Genomic DNA, 17,332 nt, shown 5'->3' with positions numbered 1-17,332 from the left:
GGAGAAATGTATGGGGAATTATACGTTACTGCAAGCGGCGCGAGGTGAGGTACTCGATCGCCCTCCGGTATGGGTGATGCGCCAAGCAGGTCGCTACATGAAAGTTTATCGAGACTTGCGTCAGAAGTATCCTTCGTTCCGCGATCGCTCCGAGAACCCTGATTTAGCCGTGGAAATCTCGCTGCAACCTTTCCGTGCCTTCCAACCTGACGGGGTGATCATGTTCTCAGATATCCTCACGCCGTTGCCTGGTATGGGTATCTCCTTTGACATTATCGAAAGTAAAGGGCCAATATTTGAGCAGCCAATCCGCACGCCAGCCCAAATTGAAGCGCTGACTGACCTCGATCCCGAAGCTTCTTTACCCTTCGTGCAGCAAATTCTGAAGACGCTACGCCAAGAAGTTAACGGTCAAGCTACCGTCTTGGGCTTTGTTGGCGCTCCTTGGACGCTAGCTGCCTATGCAATTGAAGGTAAAAGCTCGAAAGACTACGCCATTATCAAAAGGATGGCTTTCTGCCAACCTGCGATGCTGCATCAATTTTTAGGGAAGCTGGCAGATGCGATCGCAGTTTACGCCCGCTACCAAATTGATGCCGGTGCCCAAATCGTACAACTGTTTGACTCTTGGGCGGGACAACTCAGCCCTGAAGATTTCCAAACGTTTTCTCTACCTTACCTGCAACGAGTCGTACAACAGGTTAAAGCAACGCACCCGGACACGCCCCTGATTTTGTATATCAACAACAGTGCTGGAATCCTAGAGTTAATGGCGCAATCGGGTGTCGATATCATTAGCGTAGACTGGACTGTAGATATGGCAGTAGCGCGGCAGAGACTCGGCGCAAATATTGGAGTCCAAGGAAATATCGATCCGTGCGTGTTGTTCGGTACTAAAGAACTAATCCGCGATCGCATTTTGGACACGATCCGCAAAGCAGGGAACCAGAAGCACATCCTCAATCTCGGTCACGGGATTTTACCGAACACTCCAGAAGAGAATGTTGCTTTCTTTTTCGAGACAGTCAAACAGCTCAACTACTCGTCAAACGATCTCAACTAAAAGCTATGACTTCAGTGCAACCCGCTTCATCTAACATTTCCAGTCCCGTTCGCACCATCCGCATCGGTTCTCGTAAAAGCCAACTCGCACTCGTGCAAACTTACTGGGTTCGAGAACAACTCCAGCAGCGCTTTCCCGATATTTCCTTTGAAGTCCACACCATGTCCACCCAAGGCGACAACATCTTGGATGTGGCATTAGCCAAGATTGGCGATAAGGGATTATTCACCAAAGAACTTGAATTGGGAATGCTCAATCAAGAGATTGACTTTGCGGTTCACTCTCTCAAGGATCTGCCGACTTGCTTGCCAGAGGGGTTAGCCTTAGCAGCCGTAACAGAACGGGAAAACCCAGCAGATGCTTTAGTTGTGCATCAAAAACACAAAGATAAGCAAATCGATACACTGCCAGAAGGCACAGTTATCGGCACTTCTTCCCTGCGTCGCCTTGCACAATTACGTTATCACTTCCCCCACTTTACTTTTAAGGATGTGCGCGGCAACTTAAATACGCGCTTGGCAAAGTTGGATGATGGAGAGTATGATGTGCTGATTTTGGCAGCAGCAGGGTTGCAGCGATTGGGAATGAGCGATCGCATTCATCAAATTCTGCCAACCGAACTTTCTCTTTATGCCGTCGGACAAGGAGCGTTAGGGATTGAATGCCGCGCTGACGATTTGCAAGTGCTGTCATTACTCAAAGCAATCGAACACATCCCTACCCGCGATCGCGTTTTAGCCGAACGTGCCTTCTTGCGAGAACTAGAAGGTGGCTGCCAAGTACCAATCGGTGTTGATACCCAACTAGACGAAAATACACTGACATTAACAGGATTAGTCGCCAGCGTCGATGGCAAACGTCTAGTCAAAGATTCTGTTACGGGTACTGTTAGCTCGGCAGAAAATTTAGGTATTCAATTAGCTCATAAATTGCGGCAACAGGGAGCTACAGAGATTTTGGCTGAAATTTTCCAGACAGTCCAGCGTAGTTAGGGAGTTGCAACTCAAACAATATCCTGTCGCTGTGTAGACAGGGGGGCAGGGAGCAGGGGGAAAATACAATTAAAGGGAAAGGATTTTTTCGCTCACCGCTTTCCCCTTTACCCCTTACCCCACTTCTGCAAGAAGTCCATTGGCTAAGTAAAGCCTTTCATCATTTTAATATTATGTTTCCAATTCATCGCCCGCGTCGGCTAAGAAGCCATCCCCAATTGCGGCGGATGGTGCGCGAAAACCTCCTGACAACCAGCGATTTAATCTACCCACTTTTTGCCGTACCAGGTGAGGCGATCGCCAACGAAGTCAAATCCATGCCTGGAGTTTACCAACTTTCTGTAGACAAAATCGTCGAAGAAGCCAAGGAAGTCTACGACCTCGGCATTCCAGCCATTATTTTATTTGGCATTCCTGAAGATAAGGATTCAGATGCAACGGGCGCTTGGCACGATTGCGGGATCGTTCAAAAAGCTGCTACTGCCGTTAAAGAAGCCGTACCCGACTTAATCGTGATCGTCGATACTTGCTTGTGCGAATACACTAGTCACGGTCACTGCGGCTATTTAGAAGTAGGAGATTTGACGGGTCGAGTTCTCAACGACCCAACGCTGGAATTGCTGAAAAAAACGGCAGTTTCACAAGTCAAAGCGGGTGCAGATATCATCGCGCCATCTGGAATGATGGATGGTTTCGTGCAAGCCATTCGTTCGGGTTTAGATGAAGCAGGCTACCAAGATACGCCAATATTATCTTACGCCGCCAAGTATGCCTCGGCTTATTACGGGCCTTTCCGCGATGCCGCCGACTCAACACCGCAATTTGGCGATCGCAGAACCTACCAAATGGACTCCGGTAACGGTCGTGAAGCCTTAAGAGAAATCGAACTCGACATTACCGAAGGTGCAGATATGTTAATGGTCAAGCCAGCCTTGGCCTACATGGATATTATCTGGCGCGTTAAGGAAGCAAGCAACTTACCCGTTGCTGCTTACAACGTTTCTGGCGAATACTCGATGGTTAAAGCTGCTGCCCTCAACGGTTGGATTGACGAAGAACGGGTGGTCATGGAAACATTGACTGGTTTTAAACGGGCTGGCGCTGACTTGATTTTGACTTATCACGCCAAAGATGCTGCTCGTTGGTTAGCGAAACTTGGCAATTAAACTTTCTAGTTTTGATTTCATGTTGTCGATGTAGAGGAGGAATTTCTCATGTTCATTCCACTCGGTTTTGTTCAACGCTCCGTTTTAACCAGCTTGGGAAAAATGACCTATTACACTAACCAAGGTGAACTTTGGGCAACCGATGGAATGGGCGATACGCCATCGGGCACGCTGCACAACCGCGAAACTTTAATATTCTTCCACGGGATTGGAGGTGGAGCATCTGCCTACGGGTGGTCGAAGGTGTACCCAGCATTTGCAGGGGAGTATAGAGTGTTAGCACCCGACTTGATTGGCTGGGGGCGATCGGATCATCCCGAACAAAATTATCTTCCAGGCGACTACATCCTGATGCTGATTGAGTTCATCGAGAAGACCTGCGAAGGCCCTGTAACAATAATTGCTTCTTCCCTAACTGGAGCATTTGCGATCCGAGCGGCAATCGAACGTCCCGATCTATTTAAGTCACTTATTCTTACACTTCCCTCAGGCATCAAAGACTTTAGGCAATACTACAGCAATAGCTTTTTCGCTCAAATTGCCAGTATTCCCGTTCTCGATCGCGTTCTTTACGCAGGACAAGTCAGCAGCTTTGGCATTCGTGACTTTTTTGAGCGAGTGTTTGCTCAACCCAATCGTCTTTCTCCCGAAATTGTAGAAGCTTTTGTGCAATCGGCGCAGCAGCCAAATGCTGAGTATGCTGCCCTATCATTTTTACAAGGTAGCTCATCCTTCGATCTATCAGAATACATTCCAAAATTGACAACGCCTACTATCTTTATTTGGGGAAGCCAAGCGAAGTTTACAGGGCCAGAAGTAGGGCGTCGCCTTGCAAATCTAAATCCACAAGCAATCCAAGCATTTATAGAACTAGAAGATGTAGGGTTGAATCCAGAACTGGAAGTGCCGGAAGTAATAATCGGATTAATTCGGAAGTTTTTGCCTGTGTTAACACAGTAAATTTTGAGAAACTTCACTGTTTTTAAAGGCTGCGTATATCAATTGTATCAACGTGCTTCAGAGCTACTACAAACTTTCAAAATTTATCGAATTTCCTCAAATGTTCGTTATTAGGAAACTAGGAAAAATAGGTTGATCTCATGAAGACTACTTTAACTCCTCAAGCAACTCAATCCAAATCTCTACCCCCAGTTGATGCCAAGGCTAGGGTCAGCCAGTTCATGCGGCAATTGCAAGACGATATCTGTCAGGTCTTGCAACAGCTAGATGGCGAAGGCACGTTTCAGGAAGATGCATGGGAACGACCTGAAGGTGGTGGAGGGCGATCGCGCGTCATCCGCGACGGTGCAGTATTCGAGCAAGGTGGAGTTAATTTCTCTGAAGTCTGGGGTTCTCACCTGCCGCCTTCAATCTTGGCACAACGTCCCGAGGCGGAGGGACATCAGTTTTATGCCACCGGAACTTCAATGGTATTGCATCCGCGCAATCCTTACGTGCCAACTGTTCATCTCAACTACCGCTACTTTGAAGCTGGCCCGGTTTGGTGGTTTGGCGGCGGCATCGATCTAACACCTTACTATCCTTTTGCTGAAGATGTAGCCCATTTTCATTACACATTAAAGCAGGCTTGTGACGCACACAATCCCGAATATTATCCAGTCTTTAAACCTTGGTGCGACGAGTATTTTTATCTCAAACATCGTCAAGAAATGCGGGGCATTGGCGGGATCTTTTTTGACTATCAGGATGGTCAAGGTCAGCTTTATCGAGGCCCCGATCCCAAAGGTGCAGCAGCAATTACCAGCGATCGCGTTGGCATACCAGCATCCCGCAATTGGGAAGAATTATTTGCATTCGTGCAGGATTGCGGTAAAGCTTTTTTACCTGCTTACACGCCAATTGTCAAGCGGCGGCAGTCAATGGAGTATGGCGATCGCGAACGTAATTTTCAATTATATCGGCGCGGACGCTACGTTGAATTCAATTTAGTTTACGATCGCGGCACGATTTTCGGACTGCAAACTAACGGACGCACGGAGTCAATTTTGATGTCTTTACCTCCCTTAGTGCGTTGGGAGTACGGCTATCAACCCGAACCCAACACCCCAGAAGCCGAGTTATACGAAGTATTCTTAAAGCCTCAAGATTGGGCAAGCCTGACATCGCTTCTGGTTTAACTTTTGCCGTAAAACCGTTGGTTGCCTTGGGATACAAATGACTTTCAACTGTTTTCATTTCTCCAGCTATCAAAACTTCATCCCAATCTTTATCTACATTCTCAGTTAAAGGTTAACGATCCCATGCTTGATCGCGTTTCTATTTCCGTTGCTTGCCTGCTTTGCGTTACTAAAGTCGTCACTGAAATTTGAAGGATTGACATGAATTTACAATTGCTCTCGAAACCTTCAAACCAATGGACGCTGGCTGTAGTTGTCGGTGGTACCGCCCTTACAGGAATTATCGCTTTCTACGGTATTTCTCAATCCAAATCAACCAGCAAACCCGTTGAAGTTGTGCAAACCAGACCAAAGATTGAGGAAATTACCGCTTTAGGACGGATAGAACCAGCAACGGAAGTCATCAAAGTATCCGTACCTGCTACCTTAAGCAACGATCGCGTAGCCCAACTACTCGTACAGCGTGGCAGTGGCGTTAAAGCAGGTCAAGCGATCGCCATTATGGATTCGCGCGATCGGCTGCAAAATGCTCTACTGGAAGCGCAAGCACAAGTCAAAGTATCCCAGGCACAGTTAGCCAAGGTGCAAGCTGGCGCAAAATCTGGAGAGATTGCCGCCCAAAAAGCTGAAATCGCTCGCCTTGAACAAGAGTTAAAGGGCGAAATAGCTACTAGAGATGCCACCATCTCTCGCTGGCAAGCCGAAGTTAGAAGTGCCAATAGTGAGTACAATCGCTATTCCTCGCTTTACCAAAACGGAGCGATTTCTGCTGTGGAAGTAGATCGAAAACAACTTGCTCTGCAAACAGCGCAAGCACAGCTTACCGAAGCTAGAGCTAACCAAAATAAGAGTGTAGATACTTTACGGCAGCAGATCAAGCAAGCTAAGGCAACCTTAGATGAGATTGCTGAGGTACGTCCGGTAGACGTGCAAGCAGCTGATGCCGAGGTCAACAAAGCGATCGCCGCAGTCAAAAAGGCTGAAGCCGATCTCGCTGAAGTTTATATTCGCGCGCCCATAGCAGGTCGCATTCTCGATATTAAGGCCAAACCTGGAGAAGTTGTTGGTGAGAAAGGCATTGCCGAACTCGGACAAACCAGCTCGATGCAAGCGATCGCAGAGGTATATCAAACTGATATTGGCAAAGTTCGTGAAGGTCAACAGGTAACGATTTCGAGTGAGTCGTTCTCCCCAGAGTTACGCGGAACCGTTCGGCTCATTGGACTACAGGTGATCCAACAAGAAGTAACTAGCGGCGAACCTGGAGAAAATCTCGATCGCAAAGTCATTGAAGTGAGAATTGCACTCGCTCCCCAAGATAGCAAACGAGTTGCGAACTTAACTAACTTGCAAGTACAGGTTGCTATTCAGGCGAATAATAATATCAACCAATAAGAGGGAACAGGCAAAATTAATACTAATTCTCAAAAATAATGTGACAAATAGACAATTTTGTAGAGACGCCATGAATCGCGTTTTCACTTCTTGAATTTTGAATTTTGAATTTATAATTGGAGCGTAGCGACTTGACTATCAAAGCATTTATATTCGGTAAATTATTCCGCAAAACTCCACTTGCTTGGCGGCAAATGAGCCGTCAAAAGACTCGATTGTTCGTTGCTATAGCAGGAATTGCCTTTGCTGATTTTCTGATGTTTTTTCAACTGGGAGTTAGGGATGCACTCTTTGATTCGCAAGTTACCCCCTATACCACGCTTAAAGGAGATTTATTTTTAGTCAATAAACTGTCTGATAACTTGCAATCTATCAAAAGTTTTTCCAGAAATAAGCTCTATAAAATAGCAGGTGTTAACGGTGTAAAATCCCTTGCGACGCTACATGTGGGTCAAGCATCGTGGCGAAATCCTGAAAATCGAGCTAGCCGTCAAATTTTTGTCTACGGAATCGATCCGAATCAGCCAGCATTTGACTTACCAGAACTCGATCAACAATTGAATAAACTGAAGTTATTGAATCGAGCGTTGTTTGACAGAGCTGGATTGGTTCCTCAGCTTGGGGACGTTCCTAGTTTACTGAAAAAACAGAATCCGCTTTCTGTTCAAGCTAACGATTATCAAATTCAAATAGTTGGATTATTTAAGCTCGGTTCTTCTTTTTCTGCTGACGGCAATCTGATCGTCAGCGATTCTACCTTTTTACGGCTCTTTCCCCAACGCCGATCAAACGAAATCGATCTGGGTATTGTTGACGTAGAACCAAATGCTTCGATCGAGCAGATCCAGGCTGATTTACGAGCCAAGCTACCGGATGATTTACTGGTACTAAATCTTGCTGAATTCACTGCCCGTGAAAGTGCATATTGGTCTACAGGTTCTTCTATTGGCCCGACTTTTAATCTGGGTGTTGCAATTGGTTTTTTAGTCGGAGCAGTTATCGTTTATCAAATTCTCTATACCGATGTCTCCGATCATTTGCCCGAATACGCAACGTTAAAAGCAATGGGTTACAGCGATATATATCTGATTAAAGTTATTGTTCAAGAAGCTTTTACTTTAGCGGTTTTGGGCTTTCTTCCAGGTTTTTTGCTCTCGAGTGGATTTTACATTTTTTTTCAATCCGTGACGTTTTTACCGACTACGATGAAACTAGCTCGCGCGGGAACTGTGCTAGTTTTGACTTTCGTCATGTGTATTGGAGCCGGAGCGATCGCTATGCAAAAGTTACGAGCAGCCGATCCGGCTGATATCTTCTAAGTTTTGAGCAATCGAGTGATGAATTTTGAGTTGAAGTTTAGAAAAATATCACATTTCAAAACTCATAGTTTTCTAGCCCTACCAGTTTTCTAGAACCAAGTCCAAACTTACGGTTTAACTCTCATGCTGCAAGAAATTAGTCTCGATCGAAGTTCAAAACTCAAAGTTCCAAACACTTTCCAACAACCCGTTATTTCAGTTTGCCATCTCGATTACTACTTCGGTCGGGGAGAACTTTGCAAGCAAGTCTTGTTTGATATTAATCTCGACATTTATTCTGGAGAGATCGTGATTATGACTGGGCCATCCGGTTCTGGGAAAACCACCTTACTAACACTAATAGGTGGATTGAGATCCGCTCGGGAAGGCAACCTTAAAGTTTTGGGACAGGAAATATCTGGGGCTAGTAAGCGGCAACTGATACAAGTGCGGCGGCAGATTGGTTATATTTTTCAAGCACACAATTTGTTAACTTTCTTAACTGCAAAGCAGAATGTCCGAATGTCTTTGGAATTACACGATGAGTACCTAAAACAAGATATGGATCGGCTGGCAACGGATACTCTTAAAAGTGTTGGTTTGGGCGATCGCATCGATTATTATGCAGATAGTCTTTCTGGAGGGCAAAAACAGCGAGTTGCGATCGCTCGTGCTCTAGTCAGTCGTCCCAAAATTGTTCTTGCCGACGAACCTACTGCTGCTCTCGATAAAAAGTCGGGTCGCGATGTTGTAGATATCATGCAGCGTCTAGCTAAAGAGCAGGGTTGCACTATTTTACTCGTCACTCACGATAATCGAATTCTCGATATTGCCGATCGCATCATCCACATGGAAGATGGACGGTTAGTGCAAGAAATGGGAAAACAAGAAACTATCGAATTGCATTAATTTCAGCTATTTGTGAAAGTCTTATGAGTCAAACCGAAGAACCAAAATATTGCGTATTGCAATCCTATAATGATATTGAAATACGGCAATACGAGCCAAAAATTGTTGCTGAAACAGTAATTCAAACTGAAAGAGATCGAGCAAACAAGGCTGCATTTTCGATTCTTGCCGCTTACATATTTGGTGAAAACACGTCTGTAACCAAAATTGCCATGACTGCGCCTGTCACCCAATCCCAGCCAAGTGAAAAAATCGCCATGACTGCGCCTGTCATTCAACAAGAAGCGGCAGAAACTATCACCACAAGCGATCGGGCTACTTGGGCGGTACAGTTCGTAATGCCCTCAGAATATACGCTGGCAACGCTGCCAAAACCAAAAGACTCTCGCATTACTATCAAAGAAGTTCCCAGCAACAAAGTAGCGGCAATCCGTTTCTCCGGTCTAGCTGGGGATGAACAATTGCAGCAAAATGAAGCCAAATTATCTGCTTTTCTGGCTCGGCAAGGTATTGAGACAAAAGGTAAAGCGATTTATGCTTTTTATGATTCTCCGTTCATCTTGCCCGCATTTAGACACAATGAAGTCATGCTCGAATTGAAATAATATCTGCACGTTTTGCTTGTCGCTCTTAATAACTAGATTGTCGCTCTTCGCGATCGCATCAGATCAAATATCTCAGGAGAAAAAATTATGATTGCAACGACTCGCTTAAAAACCACCCAATCGGAGGAAATCTTTGCTGCTGCCCAAAAATTAATGCCAGGAGGAGTTAGTTCCCCCGTGCGGGCTTTCAAATCTGTTGGTGGACAGCCAATCGTATTCGATCGCGTCCTTGGCGCTTACATCTGGGATGTAGATGGCAATCAATATATCGATTATGTCGGCAGTTGGGGGCCAGCTATCTGCGGTCACACTCATCCTGAAGTCATTGCTGCTCTGCACGATGCCCTGCATAAAGGAACTAGCTTCGGTGCGCCCTGCTATCTAGAAAATGTACTGGCACAGATGGTAATCGATGCTGTTCCCAGTATCGAGATGGTGCGTTTTGTCAACTCCGGCACGGAAGCTTGTATGGCTGTTCTTCGTCTGATGCGAGCTTTTACGGGGCGGGAGAAAGCAATTAAGTTTGAAGGCTGCTACCACGGACACGCCGATATGTTTCTCGTTAAGGCTGGCTCTGGTATTGCCACTCTCGGCTTGCCCGATTCTCCTGGTGTGCCCAAATCTGTGACTAGCAGCACGCTGACCGCTCCTTTCAACGATTTAGAAGCAGTAAAAGTATTGTTCGAGCAAAATCCCGGTGAAATTGCTGGTGTAATTCTTGAACCTGTTGTTGGAAACGCAGGTTTTATTCCACCTGCTGCGGGTTTTCTTGAAGGTTTGCGAAAACTGACGCAAGAGCATGGAGCGCTATTAGTATTTGATGAAGTGATGACAGGCTTTCGGATCGCTTACGGTGGAGCGCAGGAGAAATTTGGTGTCATTCCTGACTTAACTACCTTAGGTAAGGTGATCGGCGGCGGTCTGCCAGTCGGCGCTTATGGTGGTCGCCAAGAAATTATGTCGATGGTTGCTCCAGCCGGAAGCGTGTATCAAGCCGGAACGCTTTCGGGCAATCCACTGGCAATGACGGCAGGGATTAAGACGTTAGAGTTGTTGCAACAACCTGGAACTTACGAGTATCTCGATCGCATTACGAAGCGACTCACAGAGGGGATGCTAGAGATTGCTAAAGAAACAGGTCATGCTGCCTGCGGTGGTCAGATTAGCGGGATGTTTGGTTTCTTCTTTAACGAAGGCCCGGTTCACAATTATGAGGATGCTAAGAAGTCTGACTTAAGTAAATTTGCTCGCTTCCATCGCGGTATGTTAGAACATGGAGTTTATTTAGCTCCATCTCAATTTGAAGCCGGATTTACTTCTTTAGCTCATAGCGAAGCAGACATCGATCGCACCCTCGAAGCAGCCCGAACAGTTATGTCTCAGTGAGCTAGGCTAATGGTTTGAACTTAGATAACTGCTCCTAAAGAGGTCAACGTGGCAGTTGCCGCCTCAGTTAAACCTTTAACTCCGACAATATTCATTTGCTCATAGGGCTTACTCGCTCTCATGGTTTTTAAGCATTTGCCTGCTCCGATATCCCAAAGTCTAATCGTTTCATCGTCACCGCCACTAACCAAGGTTTGGTTATCTGAACTAAAGGCAAGTGACCAAACCAAGCCTGTATGTCCGTGCAAAACTTTCACGCACTCACCCGTGCAAACGTCCCACAACTTGATTGTCATATCGTGACTCGTGCTAGCCAGTATCTTGCCATCAGGGCTAAAGGCGATCGATTGCAACCAGTTTGTGTCTGCTTGCAAAACGTTGAGGCACTCACCTGTGTGCGGATTCCACAGCCTGATTGTTCGATCTGGACTAGCACTTGCCAGGGTATTACCATCAGGGGCGATCGCAATTGTCCAAATCCAACTCGTGTGTCCTGCCAATGTTCTGAGGCAGTCACCCGTGTGAATATCCCATAATTTGATCGTTTGATCCCAGGAGCCACTCGCCAATATCTCTCCTTGAGAGATGAAGGCAACTGACCAAACCGCAGCATCATGCCCCTGTAAGGTTCTTAAGATTTGACCTGAACGAACATCCCATAATTTTATAGTACAGTCTTCACTGCCACTTGCGATCGTCTGGCTATCTGGACTAAAGGCAATCGATAAAACTGCTGCGCGATGTCCTTGTAAGGTTCTTAAGGTTTGACCTGAAGGAATATCCCATATTTTTAGTGTTTTATCTACACTACTGCTGACTAGGATATTTCCTTCATGATTAAAGATAACTGAATGAACCGAGTTGGAATGTCCTTTTAACACTTTGAGGCATTCACCAGTTGCGGCATCCCATAACCTCACAGTGCGATCGCGGCTGCTACTAGCAAAAATTTGACCAATGCTTGGTAAGCTAGCACTAACAGGACTAAAGGTAACAGAGAGTATTTGATTGGTATATCCTTGTAGGGTCTTGAGGCATTCACCTGTATCGACACTCCATAGCTTCACGGTTTGATCGTGTCCACCGCTAGCCAAAAGCTTACCTTGGGGACTGAAGGCAACTGCAAAAACCCAACTGAAATGTCCTTGTAGGGTCTTGAGGCATTCACCCGTATCGACACCCCATAACTTCACGGTATGATCGTGCCCACCGCTAGCCAAAAGGTCGCCTTGCGGGCTGGAGTCCACTGAAAAAACTCGATTTGAATGCCCCAGAAGTGTTTTGAGACATTCACCCGTTTGAGTTTTCCATAGCCTAATAGTGTGATCCTCGCTGCCACTTGCCAGTATCTGACCATCTGGACTGAGGGTTATTGACCGTATTCCACTACTATGATGTTTTTCAAACGTTTGAATACACTGTCCAGTGTTGATATCCCACAATTTAACAGTGCGATCGTCACTACCACTCAACAGTTGAGTATCTCCTTTAAAGACAACAGATAGTACCCAACTAAGATGTCCCTGAAGTGTTTTGAAGCATTCTCCAGTGCTGCTATTCCATAGCTTCACGGTGCAGTCATCGCTGCCACTTGCTAATGTGCAATTATCTTGGCTAAATGCAACCGACCAAACCTCATTTGTATGCCCTTCTAAGGTGCGAAGGCACTGACCAGTACTAACATCCCATAGCTTTATTGTGTAATCTGTGCTACCGCTAGCGAGAATATTACCATCAGGGCTGAACGTCAGTGATGTTACCCAACTCTTGTGTCGCATGCAGATGAAAACTGGTTGCACATCGCTAACTTGGTACAGATGAATTTCTCCATTACTATCACCTACCGCCAGAAGTTCTCCATCAGGACTAAAGGCTACCGCATGAATAGCACCAAAGGTTTCAGTAAACGTACACCTCACTAGATGGGCGTAAGCAAAATTTGTATTTTGTAAATTTACATCTCGTAGGTCAGCCTGCCAAATGCTTAGGCCAGAGAAATCATAGCCCGTTAAATTAGTTCCTAGCTGATTGAGTAAGTTAAGAATATTACCTGCTACATATCCCGGCTCCAAGGGTGACTTCTCTCGCTGTTTGAATAAGATTTGAGTCAGTTCATATTCCAAGTTTTTTTTGCCTTGCAACAGTGGAATTAATCGGTTAATCACGGCATAGAGAATGAGACGAATTTGAGTCTCTCTGATATAGTCTTTCGCAGTAGCTTTGATCAGAGCATGGCTTCTAAAAAGCGAAAACTCCTGCTTAACAATCTCCTCACAAACTTGCTCAATCAAGCGACTTGTCACATACTCCATCACGACTGGCTGTAGCGTGAAGTAGGCTGTATCTCGTTCGATGAGCGATCGCCGTCCCAAAGATTCCAGCGTTTCAATTAAATTGAGTTGTGGAAAAGCCGATACTAAATCTTCTCGTAACTTGGAGAGGGTTACTGGCTCCCGATTAATCGCTAGCCAGTACATTACATCCTTTCCCTCATCAGACAAACGCTCAAATTGCTGCTCTAATAGGTCACGAAGATCGCCAAATACGCTGGTTTCCTCCTTTAAAAACTCAGAAATATAACCATCAAATAAATCTTGAATCGTAGTTGCCACAATTTTTAAGGCTAAGGCATTGCCCCCATAGCGTTTAACCAGTGTGTTAAATTGAGTTTCTGAACCCTTGAGCCTCTTACTCTTAAGAATTTCCTCTCCCTCTCCTTCTTTTAGTCCACCCAACCTCAAAGTTCGTACTGGCAAGGCTTCTCCTTCTAAAGAGGCGACCTCTTTAGGTTTTTCTCGGGTTGTGAGTAGCAAGCAACTCTGGTGGTCTGATTTACCTACTCGTTTGAGGAGTTCGCCATACTGCTCATATCCAAGGTTATATTGTCCTGCTCGACTTCCACCACTTAACACAGCATCTACATTATCGAACACGACCAAACAGCGCATCTCCTTAAAGTAGTTAAGCAGCAGGGAAATCTTATCACTAACGCTTTCCGGCAATTCTGCCTCAGTTTCTTGCTCGTCAGACAGAAACTGAATGATGCTACCCAAAAATGTATCAATGGGTGGAGCATCATACAGCGATCGCCAGACAATACAATCAAATTTATCCTGCATTAATTCTGCCAATTTGATCGACAGACTAGTTTTCCCTACTCCACCCATTCCGAGAATGGTCACTAATCGACAGCAATCTTTCAGCAACCACTCATCCAGAGTACTGAGTTCTTCTGTACGTCCGTAAAATGCTAAGACAGAAACAGCTTCCCCCCAATCTTGACGGCAATTGGGGTCTGAGGTCGAATAGTAGCCTTCGCATAGGCAGCTATCAAAACCAAGAAAGAGAGCCTCAAGTGTTCGCTTGTCAACTCCCTTCCTACGGTTCAAAACTTTTCTAATTGTTAGAGGGTCTAAGTTAGTGCGGTAGCTTAACTCTTCAAGAGTGAATCTCTTGCCAAAATTATCTCGAAACTCAAACTTGTGCCTTGCTTCCTCAAACTCCTGTAAACCAACAGAAGTGAGTATAACTCCGCGCTTGCGTCTTGGCATACCAAATTCCTCTACAGACAAAGATAGATTTAGCACAGAACTTAAATACTTTTTTACCCAAGATATATTTATGAGTGAAGTTTAGACTAAATGGTGAGAAAAAACTCTACAGTGACCATCCGTGAAAGGTTAAAACAAAGCGAATTTTGTCAATCAGTTAAAATACTCAAAATAGTTTTATTGAAAATGATAATTGTACATAGGGACAGAGGTCTAGAGCGGAAGAGCAGAGTAGCAGGGGTGCAGGTATTCTAAATCCTCCTTGCCCACGCGACCGTTCCAGATTCTAGGGAGTGCGATCGCGACATACCCCATTAGGAGACAAGCGGCTTTCTTTTCCCCCTCCGTAAGACATACAGGGATTTCTACCGTTAATAATTGCCATAATCAGCAGAGAGTCGTTAAACGAGGTTACTACGATGACATCAACCCAAAACCCAAATTTTTCGTGAAAACTCAAAATTTTACAGACGCAAATTTCAAACCACTATGATTACTATCCTTGCCAATTAACCAACTCTCTCTACTTTTTTGGCGAAGGTATTGTACTAATTCTTGGGGTTTATCCAAGCTAAACAGAGTCAATCTTACTGCGATTAGTTTGATTGTAGTTTATTGCAGTTGCAGAAATGCAATAAACTACAATTACTACTTTCCATCCTCCAGTATTAATGTAGACTCAGCAGTACGCCCAAATTCTTCTGGTGCATATTGCAAGCGAACTTCTGCACCAGGCCAAGAAAATGTACCAGAGGTAACAGAACGGACTAAGTAATGCAGACTATAAACTCCTGGTTCCAGGTGGTCAGCATAGGCGATAATGCGATCGCGGTACACATCCCTAAACCCAAGTTCCCAGCTATCGGCTTTTGCTTGTAATGCAGGTGTCGTAGTTTGAAAACTTGCATCCACCGCCTCAAAACCTGATGGTAACGGATCTTTAATCACCACATGATCCACAGGATGATCGGCAATGATTTCTAAACCAATATCAAACACCTGTCCAGAGGCTAAAGTCAAGGGTTTATCGAACGCGTAAAGACCTGTTTTTTGTAAAACTTTCTCTTTATTTACTTGACTAATTTCTCGTGTTATGCGTAAACCATTAAATCTACCTGATTGATTTCCCTGCAAGCGATAATTATAAGCAACCAGATAGTGTAAAGTGCCATTACCTGATTTTTGCAGCATTAAATCATTACGCCCACGAGGTAATAGATTCATCGGCACAATTAGTTGTAAATTAGAATTTTTGTAACCTTCAAACCGATTTTCTCCTAACTTATTACTAGCTAATTGTACTGTGGCAACAAAATTAGGTGGTGTAGGTTGCAGTTGGCTATATTCTACTAAAGCTGTTAATGCTTGAGCATTATTATAGTTAGTTTGCCATGTGCCATCCCGCCGCAGTGCCAGAAGACTTTGGAATAATTTATCTATAACTTCGGGTTTACTTTGTTTGGCAATAAACAAGCGTAAAGCTTGCGCTTGCGTCGTCGTAGATGAACTCATCCATCCCCAACTGGTGGGTAAACTCACAACTGCTGTGCGACCAGTTTCATATATACTCTGTTGTAGCTTGTTTACTAATTGTTGAGATTCATCTTGCCATTCTGGGAATTGAGATAAATATCGCGCCAGCTTAATTTGAGTTACTAAATCAAAATTATTGCGCTGTTCATAAATATCTGCAAGGAAAGTATTACGTTTTTCACCCATTTTTGATAGGGCAATTAAAGCATTAAGTTGCAGTTGCCTTTTACATAGTTGCTGTTTGCAAAAATCGTATTCTCCAGGATTTGCTAGAACTTTTTGCAGATAAGTTTTGAGGCGAGGTAGCATTGCAGAATCGACTAAATTAGGAAACACTTGACTGGCTTTAACCAAAGATTCACCTGCATAAGAAGAAACCCAAGGGTCAGATTTTTCTTGTTTGGGGAAAGCAGCAAAACCACCATCTGCTATTTGGAGTTTTTGCAATTGTTCAATTGCTTGTTTTGCTTGTTGGCTAGGATTAAATTCTGAAAATGTCTGGCCATATTTTTGTGCAAGATTTTGCAGATTAGCCGCAATCATTAACTGACTTGCAGCAGGTTCTGTAAACGGCAAATCATCATTTTCTAAAACCTGCTTTGCTGGTGCTTGAATCTCTGGAATTAAGGTACTCGCCAACTGAATATCTAAACCTCCCGCATTAGGGAAGGTATTTTTATCAACATTCAGGGGAATCTTCACCTGTTTTTCAGTCACACCAGATTCAACGACTTGTTCTGTAATTTCAATTGGCTTAATTTCCAAAGGAACTTCAAAAGCATCTGCGGCTGTACCATTTAGTTGAGTGGTAAAGCGAACTTTACCAACTCCGACACTATCCGCCACCATTGGAAAACGATAAGCGTGAGTTGCGGATTCAGCTTTAGTTTGCAAAACAGTAGCTGTAGGGTTTTTGTCAGCAAACTTCACATTACCGCTAAGTTCGCCATTAATTGAGAGATTTCCTGTATTCCCAGTGTTGTTTGTGACGGATAAACCAGCGAGGATGCGATCGCCTGGACGAGCAAATTGTGGCAAGATGGCATTAGTTAGCAGTGGCTTTGTGGTGATAAACGTCGCGTCTCCATTTCCGAAACGCAGATTTCCATCGGTGGCCACAGCCATCACCCGCCATGTAGTTAAGTCATCCGGGAGCTTAAAGGTTATCTGTGCATTACCATTTACATCGGTGAGAACAGAACCGTTGTAGTAAGCTAAAGCTTGAAAATCTGTGCGAGTGCGAGTATTGGCTGCACCAGTTGAGAAACCACCGCCATAACCCCAACCTTTGGGTTT

General features: G+C 44.8%; 12 protein-coding genes and 1 pseudogene. 10 read left to right on the top strand and 3 right to left on the bottom strand.

Annotated features, from left to right (window positions below):
* Positions 1-10: 10 nt before the first annotated feature.
* The 10 genes from hemE (at position 11) to hemL (ending at position 10,952) form a co-directional block, all read left to right on the top strand.
* Complete coding sequence (gene hemE, locus VE944_RS14260) at positions 11-1,063, top strand: uroporphyrinogen decarboxylase (protein ID WP_324978042.1); 1,053 nt, start codon at positions 11-13, stop codon at positions 1,061-1,063.
* A gap of 5 nt (positions 1,064-1,068) precedes the next feature.
* A complete protein-coding gene (gene hemC, locus VE944_RS14255; RefSeq protein WP_324978038.1) occupies positions 1,069-2,055 on the top strand; it encodes a hydroxymethylbilane synthase in 987 nt (328 codons plus the stop codon).
* A 173-nt stretch (positions 2,056-2,228) separates the two neighbouring features.
* On the top strand, positions 2,229-3,221 hold the full coding sequence (gene hemB / locus VE944_RS14250) for a porphobilinogen synthase (protein ID WP_324978037.1): 993 nt from the start codon (positions 2,229-2,231) through the stop codon (positions 3,219-3,221).
* A gap of 48 nt (positions 3,222-3,269) precedes the next feature.
* On the top strand, positions 3,270-4,181 hold the full coding sequence (locus VE944_RS14245; RefSeq protein ID WP_324978035.1) for an alpha/beta fold hydrolase: 912 nt from the start codon (positions 3,270-3,272) through the stop codon (positions 4,179-4,181).
* Positions 4,182-4,321: 140 nt separating this feature from the next.
* Positions 4,322-5,359, top strand: a complete 1,038-nt coding sequence (hemF, locus tag VE944_RS14240) for an oxygen-dependent coproporphyrinogen oxidase (protein WP_324978033.1) — start codon at positions 4,322-4,324, stop codon at positions 5,357-5,359.
* A gap of 201 nt (positions 5,360-5,560) precedes the next feature.
* Positions 5,561-6,754 carry an ABC exporter membrane fusion protein gene (locus VE944_RS14235; RefSeq protein WP_324978031.1) on the top strand — a complete coding sequence of 398 codons (1,194 nt, stop codon included), beginning with the start codon at positions 5,561-5,563 and terminating at the stop codon, positions 6,752-6,754.
* 131 nt (positions 6,755-6,885) lie between these two features.
* A complete protein-coding gene (devC, locus tag VE944_RS14230) occupies positions 6,886-8,073 on the top strand; it encodes an ABC transporter permease DevC (protein WP_324978029.1) in 1,188 nt (395 codons plus the stop codon).
* Positions 8,074-8,196: 123 nt separating this feature from the next.
* Positions 8,197-8,961 (top strand): DevA family ABC transporter ATP-binding protein, encoded by a 765-nt coding sequence (locus VE944_RS14225; protein WP_324978027.1) that lies wholly within the window; start codon positions 8,197-8,199, stop codon positions 8,959-8,961.
* Between the two features lie 23 nt (positions 8,962-8,984).
* Complete coding sequence (locus VE944_RS14220; RefSeq protein WP_324978025.1) at positions 8,985-9,566, top strand: SOUL family heme-binding protein; 582 nt, start codon at positions 8,985-8,987, stop codon at positions 9,564-9,566.
* A gap of 87 nt (positions 9,567-9,653) precedes the next feature.
* Positions 9,654-10,952 (top strand): glutamate-1-semialdehyde 2,1-aminomutase, encoded by a 1,299-nt coding sequence (gene hemL, locus VE944_RS14215; RefSeq protein ID WP_414690127.1) that lies wholly within the window; start codon positions 9,654-9,656, stop codon positions 10,950-10,952.
* 20 nt (positions 10,953-10,972) lie between these two features.
* On the opposite strand, the gene VE944_RS14210 is transcribed toward hemL, so the two are convergent.
* The 3 genes and pseudogenes from VE944_RS14210 to VE944_RS14200 form a co-directional block, all read right to left on the bottom strand.
* Entirely contained in the window at positions 10,973-14,503 is a 3,531-nt protein-coding gene (locus tag VE944_RS14210) for a WD40 domain-containing protein (RefSeq protein ID WP_324978023.1), read from the bottom strand.
* Positions 14,504-14,740: 237 nt separating this feature from the next.
* Positions 14,741-14,872 (bottom strand): annotated as a pseudogene (locus tag VE944_RS34130) (DUF3854 domain-containing protein); the annotation flags it as partial.
* A gap of 279 nt (positions 14,873-15,151) precedes the next feature.
* The coding region (locus VE944_RS14200; RefSeq protein WP_324978019.1) for an alpha-2-macroglobulin family protein at positions 15,152-17,332 on the bottom strand (2,181 nt) is incomplete at its 5' end.

It is taken from the genome of Nostoc sp., from assembly GCF_035638895.1.
Lineage (GTDB): Bacteria > Cyanobacteriota > Cyanobacteriia > Cyanobacteriales > Nostocaceae > Nostoc.
The sequence above is the reverse complement of the archived record's forward strand: the minus strand, read 5'-3'. Positions and strand labels throughout refer to the sequence as shown.

What these genes read in the sequence shown, in the direction of transcription:
- hemB (WP_324978037.1), top strand. Translation starts at nt 2,229, where the DNA reads ATGTTTCCAATTCATCGCCCGCGTCGGCTAAGAAGCCATCCCCAATTG.
- hemF (WP_324978033.1), top strand. Translation starts at nt 4,322, where the DNA reads ATGAAGACTACTTTAACTCCTCAAGCAACTCAATCCAAATCTCTACCC.
- VE944_RS14225 (WP_324978027.1), top strand. Translation starts at nt 8,197, where the DNA reads ATGCTGCAAGAAATTAGTCTCGATCGAAGTTCAAAACTCAAAGTTCCA.
- VE944_RS14245 (WP_324978035.1), top strand. Translation starts at nt 3,270, where the DNA reads ATGTTCATTCCACTCGGTTTTGTTCAACGCTCCGTTTTAACCAGCTTG.
- VE944_RS14235 (WP_324978031.1), top strand. Translation starts at nt 5,561, where the DNA reads ATGAATTTACAATTGCTCTCGAAACCTTCAAACCAATGGACGCTGGCT.
- hemC (WP_324978038.1), top strand. Translation starts at nt 1,069, where the DNA reads ATGACTTCAGTGCAACCCGCTTCATCTAACATTTCCAGTCCCGTTCGC.
- hemL (WP_414690127.1), top strand. Translation starts at nt 9,654, where the DNA reads ATGATTGCAACGACTCGCTTAAAAACCACCCAATCGGAGGAAATCTTT.
- VE944_RS14210 (WP_324978023.1), bottom strand. Translation starts at nt 14,503, where the DNA reads ATGCCAAGACGCAAGCGCGGAGTTATACTCACTTCTGTTGGTTTACAG.
- hemE (WP_324978042.1), top strand. Translation starts at nt 11, where the DNA reads ATGGGGAATTATACGTTACTGCAAGCGGCGCGAGGTGAGGTACTCGAT.
- VE944_RS14220 (WP_324978025.1), top strand. Translation starts at nt 8,985, where the DNA reads ATGAGTCAAACCGAAGAACCAAAATATTGCGTATTGCAATCCTATAAT.